The following is a 26,280-nucleotide window of genomic DNA, read 5'->3' on the forward strand; positions in this document are numbered from 1 at the left end:
GCGCCGTGCCCGTGACCCGGCGTCAGCGCTCGCCGAGCGCGCGGATCTCGGCGCAGATCAGCTCGGGGTCCTCCTCCGCCATGAAGTGCCCGCAGTCCACCGTGCGATGGCGCAGGTCCGGTGCCCAGGCGCTCCAGAGCTTCTCGGCCTGGAAGCCGAGCGCGGCACCCCAGTCCTGCTGGAGCACGGTCACGGGCAGGGCCAGCCGGTTCCCGGCCGCCCGGTCGGCACGGTCGTGGTCGACGTCGACGCCGGCGGAGGCCCGGTAGTCGGCGACGATCGACGGCACCGCCGCGGCGCAGGCGTCGAGGTAGTGGCGCCGGATGTCGGAGGGGACCGCGCCGGGGTCGTCGGCCCACACGTCGAGGAAGTGGCCGAAGAACGCGTCGGGCGCGCCCTCGATCATCCGCTCGGGCAGACCGGGCGGCTGAGCCATCAGGTAGAGGTGGAAACCGACCGCGGCGGACACGCCGTGCAGCGCGTCCCACATGTCGAGGGTCGGCAGCACGTCCAGGACGGCGACGCGGGTCACCGTCCTCGGATGGTCCAGGGCGGCGCGGAAGGCGACGAGGGCGCCACGGTCGTGGCCGACCAGGTCGAAGCGCTCGTGTCCGAGCTCCGCCGCGAGGCGGACGACGTCGCTCGCCATGGTGCGCTTGGAGTACACCTCGGGACCGGTCTCGGCGGGCTTGTCACTGGCGCCGTAGCCGCGCAGGTCGGGGCAGACGACCGTGTGGTCGGCGGCGAGGTCGGCGGCGACGTGCCGCCACATCAGGTGCGTCTGCGGAAAGCCGTGCAGCAGCACGACCGGCGACCCGCTGCCGCCGACCGCCGCGTGCAGGGAGACGCCGTCGTCGACCCGCACGCGGTGCTGGGCGAATCCGGGGATGCTCAGGGATGTCACAACTGCTCCAGGTGCTCGTGGCAGGGTTGGTGGTCCGGGGCCGGACGACCGGGCACGGACGCGCCCCGCGCCGATCGGCCCGAACCGGTCCGCCGGCTGCCGGTCCGTCCGGGATCTCCCGGACGTCGTCCAGGCTGCGGGCGCCGGATCAGCGATCGATGAGTGAGTTCCCGGCCTCGGGGCCGCGGGCTCGCGGAAGGGCCGTGCGGTGGGTGTGCAGTTCGGACTGCTGGGGCCGGTGGCGGCCTGGGACGACGAGGGAGCCCCGATGCCGCTCGGCGCCCCGCGCCACCGTGAGGTGCTGGGCAGGCTCCTGGTGGCCCGCAACCGCGTCGTACCGGTCGACCGGCTCGTCGCCGACCTGTGGGAGGACGGTCCGCCCAAGGGTGCCGTCGGAGCCGTACGTACCTTCGTCGCCGCACTCCGCCGCGCCCTGGAACCCGAGCGCCCCACGCGCCGGCCGCCGACCCTGCTCGTCACCCAGGGCCCCGGATACGTGCTGCGCGTGAGCCGTGACGCGGTGGACGCGGGACGGTTCGAGGAAACGGCGGCGCGGGCCGGCGCCGCCGCCCCGCACACCGCGGTCGCCGTCTGGGACGAGGCGCTCTCCCTGTGGCGGGGACCCGCGCTGGCCGATTTCCCGCAGGCCCGCTGGGCGGCGCCGGAGCGGGCGAGGCTGGAGTCGTTGCGGCTCCGGGCGATCGAGGGACGGGCCGACGCGCTGATCGCCACCGGGGCCGCCCGCGACGCGGTTCCGGACCTGGAGTCCCACGTCGCGGCACACCCCTGGCGGGAGGACGGCTGGGTCCTGCTGGCCACCGCCCTCGACCGCTCCGGGCGGCGCGGCGACGCGCTGGCCGTGCTGCGACGCGCCCGGCAGACCCTCGCCGACGACCTGGGGATGGACCCCGGCCCGGCGCTGGCCCGGGCGGAGGAGCGCATCCTGAAGGGCGCGGCGGACGCCCGGACCGCGGACCCGGCAGGCTCGGGCGTCACCGACGGGGTGTGGGGGCGGGCGGCCGCCGCGTGGGAGCGGTCCGTACCGGCCCGGTCGCGGGCGCGGCTGCACGCCACCGCCGGCCTGCTGCGCGAGCTGGCCGTGACCGGGGCGGAGGGACTGGAGGAGGCGCGCGAGCACCGCGGAGCCGTCGTCGCGGCGGCGGGCGCCACCGGCGACGCGGACCTGGCCGCCCGCGTCATCGGCTCCTACGACGTCCCGGCGGTGTGGACCCGCGCCGACGACCCGGAGGACGCCGCCGCGCTGGTGCGGGCCGCCGCACGCGGTGCCGCGGAGCTCGGCGCCGACACGTCGCCCGCGCTACGGGCGCGGCTGCTGTCGGTCGTGGCGGTGGAGTCGCGCGGCGACGCGGCCGCCGACGGACCGCTCCCGCTCGCCGGTACGGAGCCGGCGGCCGAACCCTGGCGCACGCGCGCCGAACGGTCCGCCGACGAGGCGGTCCGGCTCGCCCGCGGGCTGGGCGACCCCGCCCTGCTGGCCTTCGCCCTGAACGGCGCGTTCATGCAGGCCTTCGGCAGCTGTGGCCTGGCCGCGCGGCGCGCGTCCCTCGGCGACGAACTGACCACCCTCGCCGCCGGACACGGCCTGCCCAGCCACGAGATCCTGGGGCGCCTCGTGCGCGTCCAGGCGCTCGGTGCCCTGGGCCACCTGACGACCGCCGACGAGGAGGCCGACGCGGTCGACCGCCTGGCGCACCGTCACGAACGCCCGCTGGCAACGGTGTTCACCTCCTGGTACCGGTCCCTGCGTACCTGTGAGACCGACGGCTGGGAAGCGGCCCGGCCGCACTACGCGCAGACGCTCGCGGCCACCGCGGACTGCGGCATGCCCGGCCTCGCCCTCGGCGCATCCGCGCTGGTCGCCCTCGTCCCGGTCCTGCGCGGTGACGAGCTCCCCCGACCCGGCAGCCTCCGCCGCATCGACCCCGGCCCGTACGAACCGTGGGTGCGGCCCCTGCTGCTGGCGGGCGAGGGCGCGACCGAGCAGGCCCGCCGGGCGCTCGCCTCCGTCCCCAGGCCGCCCCACGACCTGCTCCAGGAGGCCCTGTGGTGTCTGCTGGCCCGGGCGGCGGCGGCCGTCGGACACGAGAGCGTGCTGCGCCGGTCCAGGGACGAACTCGCCCGCGCGACAGGGGAGTACGCGGGTGCCGGCAGCGGGCTGATCTCCTTCGGCCCGGTCCAACGGCACCTGCGCGCCGCGGAGTCGGCACTGTGGGACCTCGACGGACGCGGGTGACCGAGGTGCACGGTCGTGCGCGCGGCCGGAGATGTCAGCAGCAGGTGACGACGACAAGTGACGCGTGGAAAGGGCCAGTTCAACGGCCGGGTCCCGAAGTCCCCCTTCCGTGCGCGCCATTGTCGGGCCGGGAGCGAACTCCTACGCTGGGCGGCGTGTCGCGAGGAGCGCGGTCCGGGAACGGAGACATGCATGCTCAGCAAGCACGAAGCCGCCGAAGCCGTCCGACAGGCCAAGGTGAGGACGGGAGTCACCTGGGCGCAACTGGCCGACGCCGTCGGCAAACCGCTCGCCTGGACCACGGCGGCCCTGCTCGGCCAGCACCCCATGGACAAGGACTCGGCGTCGACGGCCGCGGCACTCCTCGAACTCGGTGACGACGCCGCCCTCGCCTTCCAGCTCCAGCCGACCAGGGGAGCCCTGGACGCGGCCGTCCCCGTGGACCCCACGATCTACCGCCTCTACGAGGTGGTCCAGGTCTACGGACCCACCATCAAGGAACTGATCCACGAGCAGTGCGGCGACGGCATCATGAGCGCCATCAACTTCCGTCTCGACGTCCGCCGCGTTCCCGACCCCGCGGGTGACCGCGTCGTCGTCACCCTCGACGGAAAGTACCTCCCGTACCAGTGGTAGCCACCGGGCCCGACCTCCCACCGTGGGCGACGTGACGGACGAACCCACGCGCGCCGCGCGGCTGCTGGACGCCCAGGACAAGGCGGCGGCCCTGTTCGCGGAGATCGAGACGAGGCGCCTGGTTGCGGCGGGGCAGCGCGAACGCGCGGTGAGCGACAGGATCCGCGACCTGGCGAACGAGATGTTCGGGACCACCCACTACTGGCACAGGCGCATCGTGCGGTCCGGACCGAACACCCTGCTGCCCTACCGGGAGAACCCGCCGGACCTGGTCATCGGCGCCGACGACATCGTCTTCGCCGACTTCGGTCCGATCTTCGAGGAGTTCGAGGCCGACTTCGGGGCGCACCTTCGTGCTCGGCGACGACCCGGTCAAGCACCGCCTGTGCGACGACCTGGCCACCGTCTTCGCAGCGGGGCGCCGGGTCTTCGAGGCGGACCCGGACATCACCGGCGAACAGCTCTACGCCGAGGTCGAACGGCTGGCCGTGGAGGCGGGCTGGACGCTGGGCGGCCGGCACGCGGGCCACCTGGTCGGAGAGTTCCCGCCCGAGCACAACGACTGGCAGGACGTCGACTCCCACATCGTGCCCGCCAACGACAGGCCCCTGCGCCGCACGGACGAGGCGGGACGACTCCTCCACTGGATCCTGGAGATCCACCTGGTCGACCTGGACCGTGGCTTCGGCGGCTTCTACGAGGAGTTGCCGGACCTCTGACCGCCGTCGCGGCGTGCGTTGTGGGGTATCCGCGCCAGGGGCGCCTGTCTCTCCGGCACCCGCCGGTTCCGCCCACCGCACGCCGCCCGACGTCACCCCGAGGAGGGGCCGATCTCCAGCCGAGCCGCCTGGGTCCGGTCGGAGGCGGGCCCCGTCTCCAGGGCGACCGCCCCCGCCTCGACCACGCCTTCGTGGTCCCGGCCCACCGAGGCCAGCGTGTCGGGGCCGATCGCGAACACCGCCTCCGCCTCCGCCCCCGGTGCGATGTCGAGCCGCACGAAACCGCGCAGCTCCCGGACCCGCGGCCATGCCGTGCCGCCGGACAGCCTGCGCACGTACAACTGCACCGTCTCGTGGGCCGTCCGGGCGCCCGTGTTGCGGACCGTGACCCGGCAGACGAGCCGCGGCGCGCCCGCGGTGACCCGGTCCCGGGACAGCCGTGGCATCCCGTACTCGACAGTGGTGTACGACAGGCCGTGGCCGAACGCGTGCCGTGCCTCGGCGCTCTGGTCGACGTAGCCGCGGTACCGGTGGTCCTTGCCGTTGTAGAACACGGGCAGGTGCGCGGCGGAACGCGGCACCGACACCGGCAGCCGGCCCCGGGGCTCGGCGTTGCCGAACAGTACGTCGGCCACCGCGCGGCCACCGCGAGGGCCCGGGTACCAGGCGCTCAGCAGGGCCCACGTGCGGCTCCGGGGAGCGGGGACCGCGTGCGGGCGGCCCTGCACCAGGACCACGACGACGGGCGTCCCCGTCGCGGACACGGCGTCCAGCAGAGCCCGTTGGCCGGCCGGGAGCGCCAGGTCCGCGAGGTCGACGCCCTCGCCGCACGTCATGCCGGAGGGCGGCCCCGACCCAGTGAGTGCCGCGCCGTTGGTGTCGAAGACGGTGTCCCCGGAGCGGGCGCTCGACCCGCCGAGGACCAGTACGGCGACCTGAGCGGCGGCCGCGAGACCGGCCGCCGCGGCCACCTCCGAGACGTCGTCCCCCACCAGGGCACACCCCTCGGTGTACGTGATCTCGGTTCCCGGTGCGGCCGCCGCGCGGATCCCCTGGAGGATGGAGACACCGGTGCCCGGCCGCTGCGGTGCCGTGTAGTCGCCGAGCAGGGGGGCGACGGCATCGGCGTTCGGGCCGAGCACGGCGATCCGGCTCGTGCCGGGGGACAGCGGCAGGACATCGCCCTCGTGCACGAGGAGGGTGACCGAGGCGCGCGCGATGCGCTCACCGAGACCGGCCAGGTCGACGAGGTCGGACACGTCACCCGGATCGGGGAGACCATTTGGTCCGGCCGAACTTCCCTTGTGAACCCGCCCCTTGAAGGCGGTGCCGGCGGTCCCGCCACTCGATTCCGTCAAGGCCGACGCCGCGTCCTCGAACAGTCCGAGCCGGAACTTCAACGACAGTACGCGCGTCACCGCCGCGTCGAGCCGCTCCTCCGCGACCAGCCCGCGGTCGAGGGCCTCGGCGAGACGCGCGAACGAAGCGTCCCACAGGCTCAGATCACAGCCGGCGTCGAGCGCACGGGCCCCCGCGGCCACCGGATCGCCCGTCAGTCGGACCAGCCGGTCGATCGCGCCGCCGTCCGCCATCACGACGCCCTCGAACCCCCAGCGGTCACGCAGCAGTTCGGTGAGCAGATACCGGTTGGCGACACAGGGCAGACCGTCGAACTCGTTGTAGGCGGCCATCACCCCGGCCGCGCCCGCCGACACACCGGCCCGGGCCGCCGCCAGATGGATCTCGTGCAGCTCCCGGGCCCCCAACTCCGTGGCGGCGCTGTTGCGTCCGCCGACCGAGGCACCCTGCCCCGCGAAGTGCTTGAGCACCACGCCGATCCCGGACGCCCGCGCGCCCTCGACCACCGCCTCGGTCATCCGGGCCGCGAGGTACGGGTCCTCGGCGAAGCACTCCTCGGTGCGCCCCCAGCGCGGGTCCCGCACCACGTCGAGGGCCGAGACCAGGGCGAGGTGCGCACCACGGGCCCGTAGCTCCGCGGCGGCGCCGGCCACCGCCTCCGCGTACAACGGCGGATCCCAGGTGGCACCCGCCGCCAGGTTCACCGGCAGCACCGTCCCGTCGAGGGCCTGATGGCCGTGCGGCATCTCCTCGACCAGCAGCACCGGAATGCCGAGCCGCGTGTTCTCCCGGACGTGCCGCTGCACCGTCTCGGCCGTCCGGGCGCCGTCGCGCGCGTCGAGACCGTCCTCGAATCCGACCCCGGACCACGGGTCGGCGCGCTGGAGTCCGTACAGCGCGCCCATGCCGCCGAAGGCGCTCACCTCGTCGCGGAAGGTGTCCGTGAGCCGGTGGCCGCCCGGGGCGCGCTCGTACGCGTGCCAGCCGTACAGGCGCTGGTTGACCTGGCCGACCTTCTCCGGCAGCGTCATCCGTCCCAGCAGGTCGCGGACGCGTTCCGGCACCGGGGCCGACGGATCGCGGTACACCGGATCGCGGTACGGGGGAGGGGTCATCGCAGTTCCAGGACCGTGACGCCGTAGCCGTCGATCGTCACGTCCGACACCTGAGCGCCGGACCGCAGGTCGTGCAGCGTGCCGTCGCTGACGGGGGACACGGTGAGCGGTTCGGGGCTCTGGCTGACGAGCCAGACGAAACGCCGCCCGTCGGTGTGCGCGAGGACGTCCGCCGCGACGTGCGGATCGGCGACCGTGACCGGACGGTGGACCCCCGCCACCTGCGCGAGCGCCGCGTACAGCCGGTGCGTCGCGTCCGGGTTCGCGTGCGCGGTGCGGGCGGCCATGTGCTCCAGCGGATAGGTGGCGAGGACCGTGCGGCCCGTGCCGGTCTCGTTCACCAGCAGCGCGGGACGGCCGTGGGCGTCGACGGCGACGACCCGGGCGCCGCGCGGCTCGACGGGCAGATAGGCGCGGCTGTCCTCGTTCCCCGCCACCGGCAGGCGCAGCACCTCGCCCGCGCGCAGTCCGCCGAAGTCCTCGGTGAACGTCATCTCCAGCACGTCGTCGAGGATCGGTTCGGCCACCCCGTACGACAACTGGAGCTCAACGCCGAACAGTCCGTCGAGGTCGTCGAACCAGGGGCCGCGGGTCGCGGGGTGCTCGCCGGAGCAGAACGACAGGTACACGGTGGCGCCCGCCGCTGCCCGTCGGGCGAGTTCCCGGCGGGTGCGGGTGGTGAGCTGGCGGGTGGCCGGCAGCAGGTACAGCGACGCGTCCCCGGGCAGGCGGTCGGCCTCGCGGGTGAACGCCACGGGCAGGTCGGCGGCGCGCGCGGTGACGTAACTCTGGTGCAGGGACGTGAAGATCAGCGGCCGGTCGGCGGCCCGGCTGTAGGGGTATCCGCGCTCCAGGAAGGCGGGCACGACCAGTGCGGCGTCCGCGTCGGCGCGGGAGCAGCCCGCGAAGTCCACGGCGCGCAACACGTCGGCGAAGGTGGCGATCTCGCGGAGCGGCTCCTTGGGGGCGCCGGTCGAGTCGGTGATGCCGAAGTGCATCTCGAAGGGGTGGTGGTCGTAGGGGGACTGGTCCCAGAGGTCGTCGTAGTCGGTGTTGTTCCAGGCGATCCAGCCGGTGGCCCCGCCGAGCAGCGAGTTGTGCAGGGTCTGGCGGTAGTAGACGCCCGCGTTGCGCGCCGAGACCGTGTCGGTGGAGAGGCCGAACTCCTCCAGCACGACGGGCTGTCCGGTCACCGCGGCCAGCTCGCACTCGAACGCGGCCCGGTAGTGCTGGCGCGGCCGGTCGGTGTCCGAGCGGTACACGTGCGGGCCCACGAAGTCGACGTACTCGGCGGTGTCCCGCAGCGAGAAGCCGTTGTCGCGACCGGTCACCTCGATGCCCCAGGCGCCGTCGCCCAGGGACACCGGCTGCGTGGCGCCAGTGGCGCGCACCGCGTTGCACATGGCCTGCGCCCACGCCGTCACCACGTCCGAGGAGGGCGGGTCCACCTGGTAGACACGTCCGTAGCCGGGCATCTCGTTCGTGATCAGCCAGCCGGTGACCGCCGGGTGGTCCTTGAAGCGGCGGGCCATCCGCGACACGAACCACGCCTGGCGGCCGACCATCCACACGTCCTCGTACAGATCGCGGCCGCCCCGCCAGACCGGGTCCCAGTTCTCCCCGGACATGTGCCCGACGATGAATGTGGGCACGGTCCCCATGCCCGCCTCCCGATGCGCGTCGAGGAAGTCCTCGAAACGCTCGCAGAGTGCGTCGTCGATCCGGTGCGGCTCGGGGTGGAAGTCCGGCCAGTAGAAGAACGACCGGGTCATCGTCAGCCCGTGCTCGCGGAGCACACCGAGTTCCTCACGGACGATCTTCGGGTCGTAGTTCCGCCACATCAGCGGACCGCCGGTGCGGGACCAGAAGTTGGCACCGAGCCAGGGCAGGACGGTGGAGTCGTGGGTGAGCTGGGCGCTGTGGCGTCGCATGGTCCTTCTCAATGGTTGCGGGTGCGTGGTGCGGCTCCGCCGCCCACGGGCGGCGGAGCGGGGTCGTGCTGTCAGCCGGCGGGCGCGGGCCCGGTGGACTCGCGGACCACCAGACGGGGGCGTCCGGCCAGCGGGGTGTCCTCGACCGCCTCGCCGCACAGGGCGAGCAGCATGCGGGCGGCCGCCGCGCCGACCTCCTGGACCCGCTGGTCCACCGTGGTCAGGCGGGGGTGCAGCCAGCGGCCGAGCGGCAGGTTGTCGTAGCCGACGACCGACAGGTCGCGCGGGACGCTCAGCCCGGCACGCTGCGCGGTGCCGATGCCGCAGACGGCCATGGAGTCGTTGGCGTAGACGACGGCGGTGGGGCGGCCGTCGGCGTCGAGCAGGGCCTGCGTCGCCGCGACCGCGGAACGCTCGGTGAAGTCGGTGTGCAGGACGGCGAAGGGGCGCAGCCCCGCCGCGCGCAACGCCGTCTCGAAGGCGGCCCCGCGCAGCCGGGTGTGCTGGAGTTCCGCGGGTCCCGCGACGTACGCGACACGCCGGTGCCCGAGCCCCAGCAGATGCGCGACGACCTCCTCGATGCCCGCTCCCTGGTCGAGCAGGCCGACCCGGGGGAGGACGGCCCTGCCGTCCGGCGATCCGAGCAGGACCGCCGGCAGTTTCAGCCGGGCCAACAGCGCGGGCCGCGCGTCGTCGTCGCGGGCGTCGGTCAGTACCGCACCGTCCACCCGGCCCTCGGCGGCGAGCCGCTCGTACAGCGCGTGCTCCTCCTGCGGGCCGCTGACCAGGTGCAGCAGCAACCCGTAGCCGCGCGGCGCGAGTTCGCCCTCTATGCCGGTGATCAGCTCGCTGAAGTGCGGGTCCGCGCCGAGCACGTCGGTGGGCCGCCGGACCACCAGGGCGAGGCTGCGCGTACGGGCGTTGCGCAGGGCGGCGGCGGGGGCGCTGGGCGACCAGCCCAGTTCCAGCGCCGCGTCGAGGATCCGTCGCCGCGTCGCCTCCGAGAGGCGGCCCTTGTGGTTGAAGGCCTGGGAGACCGCGGCGGTCGACACACCGGCCGCCGCCGCGACCGCCTTGATGGTGGGACGCCGGCCCGTCTCCTCGGTGGAGGCGCTCACATCTTCACCGCCCCGCTGACCAGGGCCTGCTGCATGCGCTTCTGGAGGATCGTGTAGACGACCCAGACCGGGATCAGCGTCAGGACGGTGCCCGCCGTCAGCACCCCGTAGTCCGTGCCGGTGATCGACTTCAGCGTCGGCAGCGCGACCTGGACCGTGCGCTGCGAGGGGTCGGGGCCGATGATGACCAGCGAGTACAGGTACTCGTTCCAGAAGGTCAGGAAGTTCAGCAGCAGCACGGTGGCGATACCGGGCAGGCACATCGGCGTGTAGATGTGCCGCAGTACGGCGAAGGTCGACGCCCCGTCCAGCCGTGCGGCCTCCTCCATCTCCCGGGGGATCGTCCGCATGAACTGGACGAGGATCACCACGGACAGCGGCATCGCCGTCGCCGGCAGGAACAGCACCATGAACGTCCGGGTGTGGAACAGCCCGGTCGCCGCCGCGAGCAGGAAGGTGGGGAACAGCGCGGCGAACGTGGGGATGAGGAACCCCAGCGAGAAGACCCGCTCGATCACCGCGGCCGAACGCCCCGTCGACCGGGCGATCGCGAACGCGGCCGGCACGGCGAGCAGCAGGGTCAGGGCTAGGGAGAACAGCGTCACCACGGCCGAGTTGACGACCGACAGGCCCAGGTCGGCGCTGTCGAAGGCGGTCCGGAAGTTGCCGAGACCCAAGGACGTGGGAGGCGCCAGGGGGTGCGCGAAGATCTCGTCGTTGGTCTTGAAGGCCGAGGCGAGGAAGTAGTAGAGCGGGATGACGAGCAGCACCGCGTACGTCCACACCAGGACATGGGCCGGGAGCCAGCGCTTGCCGAGCTTCATTCTGTGCTGCTCCGAATCAGTAGGTCTGGCGGAAGACGCGGCGGATCGCCAGGAGGCCGACGAGCCCGGCGAGGAAGAGGACGACACCGACGGTCTGGCTGTAGCCGAGGTCCGCCGCGATGAACGCCTTCTGGTAGACGAGGAACGACAGGGTGGTGGACGAGGTCCCCGGGCCGCCCTGCGTGAGCAGCAGCACGTGCTGCGCCGAGCCGAACAGCGTCCACAGGAACTGGAGCATCGTCACGACACCCACGTAGTCACGGATCACGGGGAAGTGGACCGCCCACATGGTGCGCCAGTGCCCCGCTCCGTCCAACTGGGCCGCCTCGCCCAGCTCGTCGGGCACGCTGCCGAGGCGGGCGGCGAACAGCACCGCGGTGAAACCGATTCCGCCCCAGACGTCCAGGGCGATCAGACAGCCGAGGGCAGTCGACGGCGACGCCAGCCACGCGTCGGTCAGCGAACCGAGGCCCATCCCCTGCAACGCGCCGTTGGCCAGACCGTCCGGCGACAGGGCCGCGTAGAACACCATCGCCTTCGCCGGGGTCGAGATCAGCCCCGGTATGAACAGCAGATAGCGGATGACCTTGTGCCCCGGCGGCCGCTGCGCCACGTAGTAGCCCAGCATGTAGGCGCACACGATCATCACCGGCAGCGCGACGGCGAGCTGGACCGCCGTGTTGCGCGTGGCGTCCCAGAACACGGGATCGGCGAACACCGTACGGACGTTGCCGAGTCCCGCGAAGGACACCGGCTGGAGCATGCCCGGCCAGTGAAACGCCGCGATCACGAAGATGGCGATCATCGGCCCGACCATGAACACGAGGTACCAGACCAGCGCGGGCACGGCGAGCACGGTGCCGCCCTGCCGGGTGGCGCGGCCTGCCGCGGCTGGAGGGGCGGGCGGTGCGGAGCGGCGGACCGCGGTACCGTCCGGTGTCGTCGTCAGCGTCGTCATGCGGTGACTCCCGGGAACTGCTCGGCGGAAACGATGGAGGCGGGCGGCCGGCTCATGCGGACCGGTAGGCGGCTTCGAGCGTGGCGCGGACCCGGGCCGCGCTCGTGCCGCGCGTGAAGGACGTACTGGTCGCGGTGATCAGCGGCTGCGCCGCGGCCGGCGGCACGTACACGTCGGGCAGCAGCACCTGACTCACCTCGGAGCCGAGCCGCTGCGCCGCCGCGACCAGCGGGAAGTCACCGCTGACGGCGTCCGTGCGCAGCGCCATGTCGCGGCCGCTCTCCTTCACGAAGCGCGCCACGGTGTCCTGCCGGTACATGAACCGCAGGAACTTCTCCACGTGCTCGATCTTGCGGACGCCGTTCGGGCTGATCCAGAAACCGATGAGGGTGAAGGCGCGGATGATGGTGGGGCGTTCGTGGGCCGACCGCTCGGCCAGCGGCCAGCCGCCCACCTCGGTGTGCCGCGCCACGGCCTCCGGCACCTTCGCCAGGGCGGAGGACATCGCCGACTGGATCGCCGCGGACCGGGTGTTGTACTGCGTGGTCATGGAGTCGGACGTCAGCCCCTGGGCCTTGTCCGCGAAGACGCCCGCGTCCCGCAGGTCCACGAAGTACTGGATGCCCTCGCGGGCGCCCCGGCCGGAGAAGTCGCCGGTCGTGTAGACGTGCCGGGCCTCGTCCTGGGAGAGGAACGTCTGGATGATCTGGGCCAGGAGTTTCTGCCCGGTCCAGTCGTTGCCGCCGACGGTGACCGGAGCGATTCCCTTGGCCCGCAGCTTGCGGGCGGCCGCGACGAGCTGGTCGCCCGTGGCGGGTATCTCGTCGACGCCGGCCCGGTCGAGCAGCGCGCGGTTGTAGGCGACCGGCCAGTTCGTGGCGAAGTAGGGGAAGGCCCGCAGCCGGTCCTTGCCGTCGGTCCAGGCGGACAGCGCGGTGGGCAGGACGCGCTCGCGCAGCCCCCAGGAGTCGAGGTACGGCGCCACGTCCACGGTCGCGTCGACGTCCGTCCAGGCCAGCGTCTTGTCGTAGAGGTTGACCATGACGACGTCGGCCTCTTTACGGGCCAGCCGTGAGGTCTCGTAGACCTGGCCGAGGTCGTCGCCGTTGACGAGGTTCTTGACCTTCAGCCCGGGGTTCTCCTTGCGGAACCGGTCCAGGGCCGACAGATAGGTGGGGGAGCCCGGCGCGGTCGTGCCGAGCTGTGTGTGGATGACGAGGGTGTCCGGATCGGAGTCCGCCGAGGCCAGTGACGAGCAGCCGGACAGAGCGGGCAGGGCGGCGGCCGTAGCCAGGCCGGAGCCGGCGGCGAGAAGGCCGCGCCGGGTCAGCGAAGAGCGCACAGCGGTTGTCTCCAACCAAGCGGTTAACGACTGGTTAATCGATGTACCTCAAAAGGTGCGAGGACTTTAGGAGGCGAACAGGCCGGGGTCAAGGGTGGGGCGATCACGCGGACAGGCTGATGACGACGCCCCGAGGTGGTTCGTGCCGAGAGGACGGACGGAGAGGCATGGCCCCGCGCGCCCTTGCCCTCCCCCAAGTGCCTCTTGCGTGACCGGACTTCACGGGCTCCGCGGCTGAGGGGTGAAGCGATCGGACGGCGGAACCGCTCGGCCCACCGCGTGCCCGGCCACCGAGAAAGAGATCGAGGGAGGCGGCGTACCGGCTGCCCTCTGCTTGGTGCGTACCGACGCGTTGCAGGCCAACTACCCAAAGCGTTCGACTCGCCGTGAACTGGCATGATCCGGGTATAGGGCGAGAGTGCTCCCGCGCTGCTGGCTTCGGCGGTCCGCGCGGACACGAACATGCCTGGTGAGTGCGGCGCGTCGGAGGTGCTTCCGGTGCTGCGCGTGCGGCGGGTCGCGTGCCCGGCGTGCCCGAGGTGCGGAGGGTCTGCGGGTCTGGCGGGCTACGGAACCGGGCTGCCGTGCTCCGGGGCTGTTGCGCGCCGTGCGGGCGGCCGCGTACCCCGTCCGGGGCGAATCCGCCGGGCGCCTCACCCTGTATGTCCGCCCCGCTCGATCACCCGCACTTCTCCCGGACTTGGGGCGCACCATGGATGAACGCATGCCGCGACGCAGCGGACCGGCCCGGCGTGCGGCTCTGGCGGCCGGGCTCGGGGCAACGGTCCTGAGCGCGCTTCCCGGAGTGGCCGCCGCCCCGGCCGCCACCGCCGGAGTGGCCGCCACTTCGCGATGGGCCTCGCGGCAGCTCTGAGGGGACAGAGAGGCTGAGGCGCTCGGAGCCCGAGTCCGGTCGGTGCCCGGAGTCAGTACCCGTAACTCGTCGTATACGCACACTCGGTGTACACGTAGCCCGGCCGCAGCTTCGCCGTGTCCGAGGCCGGGGTCTTGCCCGTCGCGGTGTGGGACTTGTGGACGAAGTAGGTCGTGCCGACGGGGAGGCGGATGGTCTTCTGGGGGTAGTTCCTGCCGCTGTCGCTGCACGGTTTGAAGCCGATGGTGATGGTGCTGCCGAGCGAGTAGGTGGAGCACTTTCCGCAGCCTTTGAGGGTGAAGCTGCCGGTCACGGGTCCGGTGTAGAGGACCGTGATGTCGTCGGGGCTGTCGTTCTTGACGGTCACGGCGATGCTGCCGCCCGAGGCCGTGCCCGGCAGCCGCTTGCCGGCCGCGGGTACCGTCTGGGCCACCTCGGCGGCGATGGCGATCTTCCGCGCGCGCGCCCGGTTCCTGTCGTGCGGGTTGCTCTTGGCGAAGTCGTTCATCGTGGTGACGGCCTCGGCGTACTTCGCGCCCTTGTACTGGTCCACCCCGCAGGCGTACGTACCCGAACTCGCGCTCCGCGCCGCCCTGTCGGCGTCCTTGCCGAAAGTGTCGTCCAGCCCGGCCTGCTCACCGTGCAGCCCCCGCACCTGGGTACTGAGGGTCTCCAACCGGGCGACCGCCGCACAGGGGTCGTCACCGCCCACCGACTTGACCGTCTTGTCGACCGCGTCCCGCACGGCGGGTTCCACCTTGCCCGCCTGCTCGGACTCCGGGAACGTCGACAGGAGTTCGCCGAACTGCGTCGTCCAGTCGCCCGCCCCGGCACTGAGCGACGCCGCCGCGCAGCTGTAGAGCGAGGTGGCCAGCCGGTCGTCGGGCCAGGTGGTCAGATTCCCCAGCTCCTTCTTCGCGATCGCGCGCGGGACCGTACGGAGGTACTTCAGCGGAGGTACGGCGGCGCAGTAGTCCTTCTGCTCGTAGGGCGCGGCGACCGTGGAGTAGTACGTCCTGAGCCGGTCGGGGACCTGCCGGGCCGCGCGTGAGCCCGCGTGGTCGTCGCTGAGCCCGTCGTAGACGGCGAGGGCCCGGCGGTAGTCGGCCTCGACCGTGCGGAACGGCTGCTTCCCGGACTGCTCGACCAGGTGGTCCGCCCGCTCCAGCCGGTCCAGCAGCATCTGTTCGGTGGCTTCGTCGCGAGCGTCGCCGTACAGGGCGACTCCACCGGCAGGGACGGCCAGCAGCACGATGCCGAGCACCGCCGCGATCAGGGCACCGGGCAGCAGCGCCAAGCGCGTCCGCAGGCCGACCGAGGCGCCGTGGGCGGCGGCGAGCAGCAGGAAGAGAACGTAGATCACGACCGCAGCGCCCGGGACACCGTCCGGGTCCGCCGGCAGGGCCACCAGGAGCAGGATGGCCGTGGCGACCCAGCACACGGCCATCAGAACCCAGCGCCGCAGGACGGCGTACCCGAGTCCGAGTCCCGAGAGGTTGAGCAGTGCCACCGCGACGGCCCGCCACGGGTCCGCCGGAGCGGGTGGCGGTGCCGTCGGCATCGGTGGAACCACGAAGTGGTCACCTGATCCGTGCTGATCCCAGGACATGACGTTCCCCCCGTCAATCACGCCCGAAGTTCCAGGACTTGTCAGCGTACGGTCAGTCGGCGAGCGGCGACAGAGGGTATTTCACCGCGTGCGCGCTTCACCTGGCGCCGACCACCCCGGCGGCCCGCCCCGAACGTCACAACTGCCCGACGATTCAGGGCCCCTTCGTGTCGAACGGGAAGCCGGGGCGGACAGGGGTGGACCCAAAGATCCCTCCGTTCGCGGCGAGCCTCTTGCTCTTGCAAGTAATATGCAACAAGCTCTAGGGGTCCTTACCTCCTGCACCTCCTGCCCCGTGACGTGGAGTTCCGCCATGCCCCGCCTGATCCCGGACACCGGACCGCAGCGCGTCCTCGCGTCCTCGAACTTCGTCTACACCGTCGGCAGCGGCCTCTACCTGACCGCCGGCGTCCTGTACTTCACGCAGGCCGTCCACCTTCCGGCCGGTCGGGTGGGACTCGGACTCGGCATCGCCGGGATCGTCGCGCTGGCCCTGGGTGTCGCGGTGGGCCATCTGGCGGACCGGTACGGAGCGCGCGGTGTCTACCTGGCCACCCTCCTGATCCAGGCCCTGACCACGGCCGCCTTCGTCCTGGCCGACAGCTTCTGGCCGTTCGTGCTCGCCGTCTGCGCGGCCACCGGCGCGAAGGCCGCGGGAACGGCCGCGCGTTCCCCGCTCATCCGGCACTACGGCGGGGCCCGGCCGCAGGCGTTCCGGGCCTACCTCCGTGCCGTGACCAACGTCGGTGTCTCGCTCGGGGCCCTGGCCGCGGGCTGGGTCGTGCAGGTGGGCACCGTCACCGCGTACCAGCTCATGGTCGTCGGGAACGCCGTCGCCTTCCTGGTCGCCGCCGCGCTCCTGTTCCTCCTCCCGCCGGTCGCGCCCGTCGCCGAGCCTGTCGCGGGGCCCCGCTGGGGCGCCCTGCGAGACCGCCCCTATCTGCTGCTCACCGCCGTGGACGGCGTCATGGCCATCCAGTTCAAGGTGCTCACCGTCGCCATCCCGCTCTGGCTGGTCAATGCCACCGAGGCGCCGCACTGGCTCATCTCGGGCACCATGCTCACCGGCACGGTCATGGTCGTGGCCCTCCAGGTGCGGGTCGGCCGCGGCGTCGACTCCCCGACCGCGGGCGGCCACGCCTACCGCCGGGCCGGGGTGGCGTTCCTCGTCTCCTGCTCGATGGTCCCGCTGGCCGCCGGCGTACCGGCACGGGCCGCCGCGATGCTGCTCATCGCCGCCGTGGTCGTCCACACGCTCGGCGAACTGTGGCACTCCGCAGCCGGGTTCGAAGTCTCCTTCGCCCTCGCTCCATCCCACGCCACCGGCCAGTACCTGGGAGTCTTCGGCCTGGGTGCGGGGCTCGCCGAGGCCCTCGGCCCGGGGCTCCTCATCGCGCTCTGCATCACCTGGGGCCGTCCCGGCTGGTACGTCGTGGGGGTGCTGTTCGCGCTGACGGGACTGTCCGCGCCGTTCGCCGTCCGACGGGCCCACCACCACCGGAGCGGCCGCCCGTCGCCCCTCACCCGCGCGCGGACGACCCGCGCCGCCTGACGCCCGCCGTGTCCAAGGCGGCGGCGGGCAGGGCCACTACGCGCCGCCGGATGCCCGGCCCGCCATCCCGTACGCGGCCATGAACATGTCCAACAGGCCATCGACCGCGGCCTCGTCGATCGGTCGAGCCGACAGCAGGCTGCGGTAGTACAGGGCGCCGCACAGCACCTCGGCGGCGAACTCCAGGTCCACGCCCGGGGCCAGTTCACCCGTGTCCTGCGCACGCGCGATCCGGTCGAGCGTGCTCCGCTCGACGGTCACCAGGAACCGTTCGTGCAGCGTCGCCCGCAGAGCGGCGTCGGCCTGCGCCTCGGCGATGACCGCTCGGTACACCGGGCCGATCGGAGGGCTGGAGAGTGCCTTCCCGGAGCGCAGGAACTGCTCCCGCAGGTCCGCGCGGACGTTCCCCGTGTCGCCGTAGTCCAGGTCGCTCGTCCAGACCCGGCTGAGCGCGTCGAGCAACAGCGCGGCCTTCGAGGGCCACCGCCGGTAGATCGTGTGTTTGCCGACCCCGGCCCGTCGCCCGACCGCCTCGATGCTCAGGCCCGCGTAGCCGACCTCCGCCGCCAGGTCGAGGGTCGCCTCCAGCAGCTCCTCGGTGCGAACGGAGCCGCGGCGCCGTGGTGTGGCAGGCGTGTCGGTCATACCGGCACTCTATCGACACGGGGTGTGCCGTTGACAACGGTGGCCGCGGCGAGCAAGATTCAGTCTCGATCGGCACGGTGCGTGTCGTTGCCGGAACGGCGGTGCGTCTGCACGACGGACGCCCGCGATCCCGCCTCGCCGGATTCTCAAGGGGGAGATCTGCCATGAGCAGCACCGAAAGCGGTAAGCACGAGGGATTCACGGCCGAGGAGCGGGCCGCGATGAAGGATCACGCCCAGGAACTGAAGAAGGCGGCGCGCCGCGGGTCGCGCGCGGACAAGGCGGCCGAGGCGCTGCGCGACGTGCTCGCGAAGATCGCCGAGATGCCGGACGCCGACCGGGTCATGGCGGAGCGCGTCCATGCCGTCGTCACGAGGAGTGCGCCGGTCCTCGCGCCGAAGCTCTGGTACGGAATGCCCGCCTACGCACTGGACGGCAAGGTCGTGTGCTTCTTCCAGAGCGCGGAGAAGTTCAAGGCCCGTTACGCGACGCTCGGGTTCAGCGACGAGGCGAAGCTGGACGACGGAGCGATGTGGGCATCGGCCTTCGCCCTGACCGAGGTGACGGACGCGGTGGAGAAGCGCATCGAGGCCCTCGTGAAGCAGGCGGTGGGCTGAGACCCGCCGACGGCGCCCCGCGACGGCGCCGGGCGCTGTTACCCACTTTCGGATGGCGGCGGGACGGGCCTGGGGGAGCGGGCCGAGCCGGCGGTGACCGGATGACCTGAGGCGTACGGGAGTTGACGCCCGGAGTGGGCTATTCATCCTTATTCATTGCATAAATTGACGATGCAGTCTTCTGTAACCGATATGTGCGCAATTGGTAACAGCGCTCCCGTGTCGCCCGTCGTGCGGCGGGTGCGAGGAGGAAGTTGTGGGTCCTCGGCCAACGGGGCCGGGATCCGCACAGGTCGCACCCTTCAACTCAGCCCTTCTTTCAGGGGTGATGCCGGGGGTGTGACCGGCTCTCGCACCTTGAGGAGCGTTCATGTCTGTTTACACGTCTGTCCCGGTCCGCCGTCTGGTGGCCGCGGCGCTGGCAGCCGGCGCCCTGGTCGGCTCGGCCGCGGTCTCGGCCTCCGCCGCCCCGGGACCGCGTGCCGAGCGGTCGCCCGTCGCCATCAGCCGGGTGCAGAGCGACGCGCCCGGCGTCGACAGCCGCTCGAACGGTTCGCTGAACGGTGAGTGGGTGGAGGTCACCAACTCCACGTGGCGCGCCGTCAGCCTGAACGGCTGGACGCTCTCGGACCGGGACGGCAACCGCTACACGTTCCGTCACTACCGGCTGGCGGCCCGTTCGACCGTCCGCGTCCACACCGGAGTCGGCCACGACACCTCGAAGGACCTGTTCCAGGACCGTCGCCGCGAGGTGTGGGACAACCGCTCCGACGTCGCGACGCTGAAGACCGACCGCGGCCGTTTCGTCGACAGCGTCTCCTGGGGTCAGCGTCACGACCGTGACGACGACCGGAACACCGGCCGCGGCCAGGACCACGGTCGCGACCACGACCGCAACACCGGGCGTGGTCAGGACCACGGTCACGACCACGACCGTGACCGCGGCCGCGGGCACGACGGCCGCTGAGCACCTCCTGGCAGCGAGGCCGCCCACGGATACCGTCCGACACCGTCAGGGCTCTGCCAGGCCCCGCGCCCACCGGACCGGAACCCGGTCGACGGCCTCGCCTCGGAAGACCCGCACCCACCGGGGTGCGGGTCTTCCCCGTTCGGGCGTACGGGCGCGTCTGCGGGCTCCTGTGGCGGCTCACGCCGAAATGTCCCCAACCCCGGGCAACACTGTTTCACCTGAGGGTCCTTGCTCTCTGGTGAGGGGTGAAGTCTCCGTGTAACGTCTCCCGCAGATGTCGTGGTTCGCAGTCCTCGCCCGCGCTTTGGTGCGGGCGTTTTGCTGTGCAGTGCCCGAGGACCAGGACGACCACCTCCGGGTCCGCGTGGTGCGGATCCGTCATTGAATTGAGAGGCATTGGCATGGCCAGCGGAACCGTCAAGTGGTTCAACGCCGAAAAGGGCTTCGGTTTCATCGCGCAGGACGGGGGCGGCCCCGACGTCTTCGCCCACTACTCCAACATCAACGCCACCGGCTTCCGTGAGCTCCAGGAGGGCCAGGCCGTGACGTTCGACATCACGCAGGGCCAGAAGGGCCCCCAGGCGGAGAACATCACCCCCGCCTGATCCCGGCACAACACCGGCACGGTGTCTCATGGAGCGTTCACGCCCGAGACACCGTGCCCGGCCGGGAACCACGCACGTGACCAGGCGCGAGAGGCCGGGGTACGGGATGGTCGGAGCATCGTCGGGCGAAGGGTCCGGCCCGGTGCGCGGCTGTCTCGCGTGCGACCTGATGACGGGTGACGCCCCTCTGCCGGGCGGGACCGTCCTGCGTACGGACGCATGGGTGGTCGAGCACTGCGTCGGCCCCTTCGGCCTGGGAACCGTCGTCGTCAAGCCGGCGCGACACGTCCTGCACCTCGCCGAGTTGACGGTGGGAGAGTCCGCCGAACTGGGCCCCTTGCTGCAGCGGATCAGCGCCGCTGTCACCACCGTCATGGACCCTGAACAGGTGTACGTGTGCCTGTGGTCGCACGTCGGTGGGGTACCGGGACACATCCACTTCGTCGTCCAGCCGGTCACCCGCGAGGACATGGACCGCTTCGACACCTTCGGACCCGCGCTGCAACTGGCCATGGGCGAGGCGGGCGAGCTGCCCGAGGCGTCCGACGTGCAGCGGGTCTGCGACCGGTTGCGGGGCCTCCTCGGCCCGGCCACCGGAACCCGACCCGCCACGACTCAGGACCACGGCACGACCGGCCGGCCGGTCATCACGCGCCCCTGAGGCGTCCCCTCCCCACGGCAGGCGCCGACCCGCGCCACTCGACGGTCACGACCGGCACGACCGGCATCCTCGGCGTAGAGTCGGCCGCCGGAGCGCTGCCGTGACACGCGCCGGGGCCGGAGCCGGGCGGCGGCAGCGGTGGAAGGTCGATCGCATGACCGCACAGCCCCCGCCCGAAGACCCCGAAGTGCCCAACCCCTGGCAGGAACTGGACGATCTGTACACCGTCCGGCCGCCCTGGGAGATCGGGCGTCCGCAGCCGGCCTTCCTCGATCTCGCCCGGTCGGGCGCCATCCGGGGACGGGTGCTGGACGTCGGCTGCGGGACGGGCGAGCACGCCCTCATGTGCACCGGCCTCGGGCTCGACGTCACCGGCATCGACCTCGCCGCCACGGCACTGCGGACCGCCGAGGACAAGGCACAGCGACGCGGGGCCGCCGTGCGGTTCCTGCACCACGACGCCCGGCGGCTCACCGATCTGGGAGAGCGCTTCGACACCGTGCTCGACTCCGGACTGTTCCACCTCCTCGCCCCGGACGACCGCCCCGCCTTCACGAGCGGACTGCACGAGACCCTGCGCCCGGGCGGGCGCTACTTCATGCTCTGCTTCAGCGACCGGGAACCGGACTCGGGCCGCAGGGGCCCGCACCGGCTGTCGCGGGACGACATCACGGAGGCGTTCGAGGGCGCGTTGCGGGTCGACGTCATCGAGCCGGCGACGATCGAGATCACCCTGGACGAGGTGGGCATCCGTGCCTGGCGCGTGGCCATGACGAGGGTGTGAGCCGGCACCGACGACGAACGGGCGTCAGCGGTGAACACCGCTGACGCCCGCCCGGCCGACGCGCCCGCACTCCCGCGTCGCACGCGTCCGACGGGCCGGGGTAACACGACACGACCCTCAGAGCACCCGGCGTCTGCGTCCCAGCCAGGTCTGCGCGATCACGACGACGGCCAGGAACGCCCCGCTGACCACCTGTTGGTACGCGGAGTCCAGGGAGCCGATCTGGTTGATGACGTTCTGGATGACCTTCAGCAGCAGCACGCCGACCAGGGAGCCGCTGATGAAGCCGAACCCTCCGGTGAGCAGCGTCCCGCCGATGACGACCGCGGAGATCGCCTCCAGTTCCATACCGGAGCCGAGGATGGTCACGCCCGACACCAGCCAGGCCGCGTTGAGCGCCCCGGCGAGCCCGGCACACAGTCCCGAGAGCAGGTAGACGGAGATCTTCGTACGGGCCACGGGGGCGCCCATGAGCGCCGCAGCGTCCTCGTTCCCGCCGACCGCGTACACGTACTGGCCGAAGCGGGTGCGCCGGAGTACGACGGCGCCCAGCACGAACAGGGCCAGCGTGATGTACACGGGGACGCCGATGCCGAGGAAGGTGCCCTGCCCGAGCTTCGCGAAGAACGACCCCTTGTCGACCAGATAGGTCGTGGACCCCTCGTCGGTGACCGAGAGCAGGATGCCACGGGCGCCCAGCATGGACGCGAGCGTGACGATGAAGGGGGCCAGTCGCGAACGGGCGATCAGCAGTCCGTTGACCAGGCCGATCAGCCCGCAGACGGCCAGCGGAAGCAGTAGCGCGACCACCGTCCCGTACTGGGATCCCCAGGCCGCCAGGACGCCGCCGAGCGCGAAGAGCGAACCCACCGACAGGTCGATGCCGCCGGTGACGATGACGAAGGTCATGCCCAGCGCGACCACGGCGAGGAACGCCGAGGACAGCGCCATGTTCTCCAGGTTGTCCGACGTCAGGAAGGTGTCGAAGCTGAGGGTCGCGGCGATCATGGCCACGATCAACGTGACCAGCGCGCCGTGCTGCTGGGCGAGGGCGCTGAGCCGCTCGGAGCGGGTGGCCCCCAGCGGTTCCTCCTCGGTCGTGGTCCTGTCGCCTACCGGAGTGTCCACGTCGGTCGTCATCGCTTTCCTCGTTCCCGTGCCGCGTAGACGGCGAGGACGATCACCACGGCCTGGGCGATCTGGGTCCACGACGGCGGCAGATCGTGCTTGATGAGCGTCGTGGTGAGCAGCTGGATCAGGACGGCGCCGGCGACCGTGCCGCCGATCCGGACCCGGCCGCCGCTCAGCGGGGTGCCGCCGACGACGACCGCGGTGATCGCGGAGAGTTCCATCAGGTTGCCGAGCGACGTCGGGTCGCTCGCGGTCAGCCGCGCGGTGGCCAGCACGCCCGCGATCGCGGCGAGGACTCCCGAGCAGACGTACACGAGGATCAGGACGCGCCGTACCGGCAGTCCGGCGAGCTTGGCCGCCGGGCGGCTGTCCCCGATCGCCAGGAGCTGGCGGCCGAACGTGGTGCGTCGCACGACGAACGCGACGAGCAGCGCGAGGGCGGCCGCGATCAGCACGAGGTACGGGATGCCCAGCACGTCGCCGGAGCCCAGGTCGGCCATGGTCGGGTCGCGGACGTCCTTGAGCTGGGGGAGGAGCACCAGGGCGAGACCCCGCCCGGCGACCATCAGGGCGAGTGTCGCGACGATCGGCTGCACGCCCACGACCGCGATGAGCGACCCGCTGGCCACCCCCACGACGACCCCGCCCACCAGGGCGATCAGGATGGCGAGCCAGGGCCCGTACCCGAGGTAGAGGGACAGCAGCGAGGTGGACAGGGCCATCACCGAACCGACCGCCAGGTCGACGCCCTCGCTGCCGATCGCCAGCGCCATGCCGAGAGCCACGATCAGCACCGGGGCGACCTGGACCGCCTGGGTGCGGAAGTTCTCCGTGGACAGGAAGTGCGGCGTGAAGACGGTGTTCACCAGAAGCAGGACCACGACGCCCAGGTAGACGCCGTACTCCTGGAGAAGGTGCAGCAGACGGTCGCGGTCGGCGGCCGGCCGGCCGAGCGTCAGGTCAGTCATCGTGGCCTCCCGGGCCGGTGCCGACGGCGGTGGCGGCGGGCGCGGCGGCGATGGCGCGCATCAGCCGGTCCTCGGTGACGGCGTCGCCGGTCAGCTCCTCCACCACCGCGCCGTCCTTGAGGACGATCACGCGGTCACTGCCCTCGATCAGTTCCTCCGGATCCGAGGAGATGAGCAGCACGCCGAGTCCGTCGTCGGCGAGTTCGTCGATCAGTTTCTGCACCTCGGCCTTGGCGCCCACGTCGATGCCCCGGGTCGGCTCGTCCAGCAGCAGGACCTTCGGCTGCATGGCCAGCCAACGGGCCAGCAGCACCTTCTGCTGGTTGCCGCCGGACAGTTCGCCGACCTTCTGGTGCGGACTCGCCGCCTTGATGCGCAGCCGCTTGATGAAGGTGTCGACGATCCGGTCGATCCGGGCCTCGTCCACCAGCCCGAAGCGGGACAGCCCGGGCAGGGCGGCGAGGGCGATGTTCTCGCGGACCGAGAGGCCCGGCACGATGCCCTCGGCCTTGCGGTCCTCGGGGAGCAGGCTGATGCCCGCGCGGATGGCGGCGGGGGTCGACCCGGTGCGGACCCGGACCCCCGCCACCTCGACCTGACCCGAGTCGGTGGGCAGTGCCCCCGCGATGGCCTTGGCGGTCTCGCTGCGGCCGGAACCGAGCAGCCCGCCGAGCCCCACCACCTCTCCTGGGCGGACCGACACCGACACCCCGTCCAGTTGGTGGCGGACCGTCAGTCCAGTGGCGCGGAGGATCGGTTCGGCCTCCGTGTCGTGGCTGCCGGCGAACTTGGTCAGCCCGTCCTGCCGTACGTCGGAGATCTCCCGGCCCAGCATCAGTGCCACCAGCCGGAGCCGGTCGAGTTCGGCGATGGGACCCGTGTGCACGACCTTGCCGTCGCGCAGCACGGTGACCGCGTCGCAGATCTCGTACAGCTCGTCGAGCCGGTGGCTGACGTAGATCACCGCGATGCCCCGTTCGCGCAGCATCCGGATCACGCCGAACAGGGTCCGCACCTCGCGTGGTTCGAGCGAGGAGGTCGGTTCGTCCATGATGACCACACGGGCGTCGACGGAGACGGCGCGGGCGAGCGCGACCATCTGCTGGGCTCCGACGCCCAGTTCGCGCAGCGGGCGCCGCACGTCCACCCGGATACCGAGGTCGCGGAGCGCCGTGTCCGCCTCCCGGTGCATACGCCGGAAGTCGATCAGTCCCAGCCTGTTCCGGGGCTCACGGCCGAGGAAGAGGTTGCGCGCCACGGTCATCAGCGGGACGAGGTTGACCTCCTGGTAGATCGTGGAGATGCCCGCGTGCTGAGCCTGGAGCGGCGTGGCGAAGCGGACCGGGGCGCCGTCGTACGTCACCTCGCCCTCGTCCGGCTGGTACACGCCGGTGAGGACCTTGATGAGGGTCGACTTGCCCGCGCCGTTCTCTCCGATGAGCGCGTGCACCTCCCCGGCGCGGGCCGTGAAGTCCACCTGGGACAGGGCCTTCACGCCGGGGAAGGTCTTGGACAGACCGGCAACCGACAACATGTCAGAAGGCCTTGCCCAGGTCGGCCTTGGCGTTGTCCTTGGTGTACGCGCTGTCCTGGATGACGATGTCCTGGGAGACCTTCTCGCCCTTGGTGAAGGTGTCCAGCGTCTGGAAGGCGAGCGGACCGAAGCGCGGGTTGGACTCGACGACCCCGTCGATCCAGCCGTCGACGATGCCCTGGACGGCGTTGCGGGTGCCGTCGACCGTCACGATCTTCACCTTGCCCGGCTGCTTGCCCGCTCCCTTGAGGGCGTTGACCGCGCCGAGCCCCATCTCGTCGTTCTCGGCGTAGATGCCGGTGATGCCGGGCTTGGACTGGATGAGGTTCTCGGTGACCGACTGGCCCTTCTCCCGGGCGAAGTCACCGGTCTGCTTGAAGACGATCTTCAGGCCGGGGGCCTTCTCCTTGATGCGGTCCTCGAAGCCCTTGGTGCGCTCGGTCGTCACGTTGTTGCCCGCGGCGCCCAGCAGGATGGCTATCTCGCCCTTGCCGCCCGTCGACTCGATCATCTGGTCCGCGGCCCGCTTGCCCTGCTCCAGGAAGTCGGAGCCGATGAAGCTCACGTAGTCCTTGCACGCGGTGGCGTTGATCTTGCGGTCGATCGTGACGATCGGGATGTGCTTGGCGGAGGCCGAACGCAGCACCGGCTCCCAGCCGTCCGAGTTGAGCGGCGCGATGACCAGCAGGTCGGCGCCCTTGGCGATGAGGTCCTGGACATCGCTGATCTGCTTGGAGAACTGCGACTGGGCGTTGGCCGTCAGGAGCTTCACGCCCTGCTTCTTCGCCTCGGCCTTGATGGACGCGGTCTCGGCGATCCGGAAGGGGTTGGCCTCCTTCTCGGACTGGGAGAAGCCGACGGTGGCGGACTTCAGGTCGATCTTCTTCGCGCCGTAGGCGTCGATGGTGCAGGTCGGCCCCGAGCCCGTCGACGGCGAGGCGACGACCTGCCCCTGGTCGTCCTGGCTCGCGGAGCTCTTGTCCGTGCCGGACGAGTCGTCCTCCGACTTCGCGCATCCGGAGACGAGCGCGAGGCTCGTGACGAGGCCGGTGGCGAGAAGGGTCCTTGCGGCGGTGCGATGGCGAGGTGTGAGCGGCTTCATGGAGTCCCCAAACGGCGCGGCCCCGGCGCTGAGTGCGCTTCCGGGGATGATCGGCTCTTGCGGTCAAC

At 71.8% G+C, this 26,280-nt stretch carries 22 protein-coding genes and 1 pseudogene; 10 read left to right on the forward strand and 13 right to left on the reverse strand.

From position 1 onward, the window contains the following. Positions 1-22: 22 nt before the first annotated feature. Positions 23-904 carry an alpha/beta hydrolase gene (locus tag AB0C62_RS07020; RefSeq protein WP_362970316.1) on the reverse strand — a complete coding sequence of 294 codons (882 nt, stop codon included), beginning with the start codon at positions 902-904 and terminating at the stop codon, positions 23-25. Positions 905-1,112: 208 nt separating this feature from the next. On the opposite strand from AB0C62_RS07020, the gene AB0C62_RS07025 reads away from it, so the two are divergent. The 3 genes and pseudogenes from AB0C62_RS07025 to AB0C62_RS07035 all read left to right on the forward strand — a co-directional run bounded on the left by AB0C62_RS07025 (position 1,113) and on the right by AB0C62_RS07035 (position 4,513). Beyond that, entirely contained in the window at positions 1,113-3,158 is a 2,046-nt protein-coding gene (locus AB0C62_RS07025; protein WP_362970318.1) for a BTAD domain-containing putative transcriptional regulator, read from the forward strand. A 192-nt stretch (positions 3,159-3,350) separates the two neighbouring features. Beyond that, complete coding sequence (gene cynS, locus AB0C62_RS07030; protein ID WP_362970320.1) at positions 3,351-3,794, forward strand: cyanase; 444 nt, start codon at positions 3,351-3,353, stop codon at positions 3,792-3,794. A gap of 31 nt (positions 3,795-3,825) precedes the next feature. Beyond that, positions 3,826-4,513: pseudogene (locus AB0C62_RS07035) on the forward strand (M24 family metallopeptidase). A 92-nt stretch (positions 4,514-4,605) separates the two neighbouring features. Here AB0C62_RS07035 and AB0C62_RS07040 read toward each other — a convergent pair. From AB0C62_RS07040 to AB0C62_RS07065, 6 genes are all read right to left on the reverse strand, one after another. Further along, positions 4,606-6,987, reverse strand: coding sequence for a glycoside hydrolase family 3 N-terminal domain-containing protein (locus AB0C62_RS07040; protein ID WP_362970322.1), 2,382 nt, complete (start codon positions 6,985-6,987; stop codon positions 4,606-4,608). Further along, a complete protein-coding gene (locus AB0C62_RS07045; RefSeq protein WP_362970324.1) occupies positions 6,984-8,918 on the reverse strand; it encodes a cellulase family glycosylhydrolase in 1,935 nt (644 codons plus the stop codon). Before AB0C62_RS07045 ends, AB0C62_RS07040 begins: the two co-directional genes overlap by 4 nt. Positions 8,919-8,989: 71 nt before the next feature. Further along, positions 8,990-10,036: a LacI family DNA-binding transcriptional regulator gene (locus AB0C62_RS07050; protein WP_362970326.1), complete on the reverse strand. Its 1,047-nt coding sequence runs from the start codon at positions 10,034-10,036 to the stop codon at positions 8,990-8,992. After that, the gene (locus tag AB0C62_RS07055; RefSeq protein WP_362970328.1) at positions 10,033-10,860 is read right to left on the reverse strand and encodes a carbohydrate ABC transporter permease; all 828 of its coding nucleotides are present in this window, start codon (positions 10,858-10,860) and stop codon (positions 10,033-10,035) included. Before AB0C62_RS07055 ends, AB0C62_RS07050 begins: the two co-directional genes overlap by 4 nt. Before the next feature lie 16 nt (positions 10,861-10,876). Continuing rightward, a complete protein-coding gene (locus tag AB0C62_RS07060; RefSeq protein WP_362970330.1) occupies positions 10,877-11,818 on the reverse strand; it encodes a sugar ABC transporter permease in 942 nt (313 codons plus the stop codon). Between the two features lie 52 nt (positions 11,819-11,870). Then, positions 11,871-13,160: an ABC transporter substrate-binding protein gene (locus tag AB0C62_RS07065; RefSeq protein ID WP_362970332.1), complete on the reverse strand. Its 1,290-nt coding sequence runs from the start codon at positions 13,158-13,160 to the stop codon at positions 11,871-11,873. A 724-nt stretch (positions 13,161-13,884) separates the two neighbouring features. Between AB0C62_RS07065 and AB0C62_RS07070 the strand changes: the two genes are divergently transcribed. Then, complete coding sequence (locus tag AB0C62_RS07070) at positions 13,885-14,034, forward strand: hypothetical protein (RefSeq protein WP_362970334.1); 150 nt, start codon at positions 13,885-13,887, stop codon at positions 14,032-14,034. A 52-nt stretch (positions 14,035-14,086) separates the two neighbouring features. Here the strand turns inward: AB0C62_RS07070 and AB0C62_RS07075 are convergent, their stop codons facing one another. Then, positions 14,087-15,595: a hypothetical protein gene (locus AB0C62_RS07075; RefSeq protein WP_362970336.1), complete on the reverse strand. Its 1,509-nt coding sequence runs from the start codon at positions 15,593-15,595 to the stop codon at positions 14,087-14,089. Between the two features lie 361 nt (positions 15,596-15,956). Between AB0C62_RS07075 and AB0C62_RS07080 the strand changes: the two genes are divergently transcribed. After that, on the forward strand, positions 15,957-17,195 hold the full coding sequence (locus tag AB0C62_RS07080) for an MFS transporter (protein WP_362970338.1): 1,239 nt from the start codon (positions 15,957-15,959) through the stop codon (positions 17,193-17,195). Positions 17,196-17,231: 36 nt separating this feature from the next. Here the strand turns inward: AB0C62_RS07080 and AB0C62_RS07085 are convergent, their stop codons facing one another. Then, entirely contained in the window at positions 17,232-17,840 is a 609-nt protein-coding gene (locus AB0C62_RS07085; protein WP_362970340.1) for a TetR/AcrR family transcriptional regulator, read from the reverse strand. Between the two features lie 164 nt (positions 17,841-18,004). On the opposite strand from AB0C62_RS07085, the gene AB0C62_RS07090 reads away from it, so the two are divergent. The 5 genes from AB0C62_RS07090 (at position 18,005) to AB0C62_RS07110 (ending at position 21,477) form a co-directional block, all read left to right on the forward strand. After that, the gene (locus AB0C62_RS07090; RefSeq protein WP_362970342.1) at positions 18,005-18,457 is read left to right on the forward strand and encodes a DUF1801 domain-containing protein; all 453 of its coding nucleotides are present in this window, start codon (positions 18,005-18,007) and stop codon (positions 18,455-18,457) included. A gap of 370 nt (positions 18,458-18,827) precedes the next feature. Further along, positions 18,828-19,424 carry a lamin tail domain-containing protein gene (locus AB0C62_RS07095; protein WP_362970344.1) on the forward strand — a complete coding sequence of 199 codons (597 nt, stop codon included), beginning with the start codon at positions 18,828-18,830 and terminating at the stop codon, positions 19,422-19,424. 404 nt (positions 19,425-19,828) lie between these two features. After that, complete coding sequence (locus AB0C62_RS07100; protein WP_037622929.1) at positions 19,829-20,032, forward strand: cold-shock protein; 204 nt, start codon at positions 19,829-19,831, stop codon at positions 20,030-20,032. 76 nt (positions 20,033-20,108) lie between these two features. Continuing rightward, the gene (locus AB0C62_RS07105) at positions 20,109-20,693 is read left to right on the forward strand and encodes a hypothetical protein (RefSeq protein WP_362970346.1); all 585 of its coding nucleotides are present in this window, start codon (positions 20,109-20,111) and stop codon (positions 20,691-20,693) included. Between the two features lie 154 nt (positions 20,694-20,847). After that, a complete protein-coding gene (locus AB0C62_RS07110) occupies positions 20,848-21,477 on the forward strand; it encodes a class I SAM-dependent methyltransferase (RefSeq protein ID WP_362970348.1) in 630 nt (209 codons plus the stop codon). Positions 21,478-21,594: 117 nt separating this feature from the next. On the opposite strand, the gene AB0C62_RS07115 is transcribed toward AB0C62_RS07110, so the two are convergent. From AB0C62_RS07115 to AB0C62_RS07130, 4 genes are read right to left on the reverse strand one after another with little or no spacing between them, the layout of a single operon-like run. Next, positions 21,595-22,617 (reverse strand): ABC transporter permease, encoded by a 1,023-nt coding sequence (locus AB0C62_RS07115; RefSeq protein WP_362970350.1) that lies wholly within the window; start codon positions 22,615-22,617, stop codon positions 21,595-21,597. Then, entirely contained in the window at positions 22,614-23,576 is a 963-nt protein-coding gene (locus AB0C62_RS07120; protein WP_362970352.1) for an ABC transporter permease, read from the reverse strand. The genes AB0C62_RS07115 and AB0C62_RS07120 overlap by 4 nt, the downstream gene beginning before the upstream one ends. Further along, the gene (locus AB0C62_RS07125; RefSeq protein WP_362970354.1) at positions 23,569-25,110 is read right to left on the reverse strand and encodes a sugar ABC transporter ATP-binding protein; all 1,542 of its coding nucleotides are present in this window, start codon (positions 25,108-25,110) and stop codon (positions 23,569-23,571) included. The genes AB0C62_RS07120 and AB0C62_RS07125 overlap by 8 nt, the downstream gene beginning before the upstream one ends. 1 nt (position 25,111) lies before the next feature. Continuing rightward, positions 25,112-26,212, reverse strand: a complete 1,101-nt coding sequence (locus AB0C62_RS07130; protein ID WP_267051852.1) for an ABC transporter substrate-binding protein — start codon at positions 26,210-26,212, stop codon at positions 25,112-25,114. Positions 26,213-26,280 lie beyond the last annotated feature (68 nt).

Source organism: Streptomyces sp. NPDC048643 (assembly GCF_040650615.1).
GTDB lineage: Bacteria > Actinomycetota > Actinomycetes > Streptomycetales > Streptomycetaceae > Streptomyces.

Excerpts from the sequence above, each read along its gene's own strand:
- cynS (WP_362970320.1), top strand. The coding sequence starts at position 3,351 with ATGCTCAGCAAGCACGAAGCCGCCGAAGCCGTCCGACAGGCCAAGGTG.
- AB0C62_RS07040 (WP_362970322.1), bottom strand. The coding sequence starts at position 6,987 with ATGACCCCTCCCCCGTACCGCGATCCGGTGTACCGCGATCCGTCGGCC.
- AB0C62_RS07045 (WP_362970324.1), bottom strand. The coding sequence starts at position 8,918 with ATGCGACGCCACAGCGCCCAGCTCACCCACGACTCCACCGTCCTGCCC.
- AB0C62_RS07055 (WP_362970328.1), bottom strand. The coding sequence starts at position 10,860 with ATGAAGCTCGGCAAGCGCTGGCTCCCGGCCCATGTCCTGGTGTGGACG.
- AB0C62_RS07060 (WP_362970330.1), bottom strand. The coding sequence starts at position 11,818 with ATGACGACGCTGACGACGACACCGGACGGTACCGCGGTCCGCCGCTCC.
- AB0C62_RS07070 (WP_362970334.1), top strand. The coding sequence starts at position 13,885 with ATGCCGCGACGCAGCGGACCGGCCCGGCGTGCGGCTCTGGCGGCCGGG.
- AB0C62_RS07075 (WP_362970336.1), bottom strand. The coding sequence starts at position 15,595 with ATGCCGACGGCACCGCCACCCGCTCCGGCGGACCCGTGGCGGGCCGTC.
- AB0C62_RS07080 (WP_362970338.1), top strand. The coding sequence starts at position 15,957 with ATGCCCCGCCTGATCCCGGACACCGGACCGCAGCGCGTCCTCGCGTCC.
- AB0C62_RS07085 (WP_362970340.1), bottom strand. The coding sequence starts at position 17,840 with ATGACCGACACGCCTGCCACACCACGGCGCCGCGGCTCCGTTCGCACC.
- AB0C62_RS07090 (WP_362970342.1), top strand. The coding sequence starts at position 18,005 with ATGAGCAGCACCGAAAGCGGTAAGCACGAGGGATTCACGGCCGAGGAG.
- AB0C62_RS07095 (WP_362970344.1), top strand. The coding sequence starts at position 18,828 with ATGTCTGTTTACACGTCTGTCCCGGTCCGCCGTCTGGTGGCCGCGGCG.
- AB0C62_RS07100 (WP_037622929.1), top strand. The coding sequence starts at position 19,829 with ATGGCCAGCGGAACCGTCAAGTGGTTCAACGCCGAAAAGGGCTTCGGT.
- AB0C62_RS07110 (WP_362970348.1), top strand. The coding sequence starts at position 20,848 with ATGACCGCACAGCCCCCGCCCGAAGACCCCGAAGTGCCCAACCCCTGG.
- AB0C62_RS07115 (WP_362970350.1), bottom strand. The coding sequence starts at position 22,617 with ATGACGACCGACGTGGACACTCCGGTAGGCGACAGGACCACGACCGAG.
- AB0C62_RS07120 (WP_362970352.1), bottom strand. The coding sequence starts at position 23,576 with ATGACTGACCTGACGCTCGGCCGGCCGGCCGCCGACCGCGACCGTCTG.
- AB0C62_RS07125 (WP_362970354.1), bottom strand. The coding sequence starts at position 25,110 with ATGTTGTCGGTTGCCGGTCTGTCCAAGACCTTCCCCGGCGTGAAGGCC.
- AB0C62_RS07130 (WP_267051852.1), bottom strand. The coding sequence starts at position 26,212 with ATGAAGCCGCTCACACCTCGCCATCGCACCGCCGCAAGGACCCTTCTC.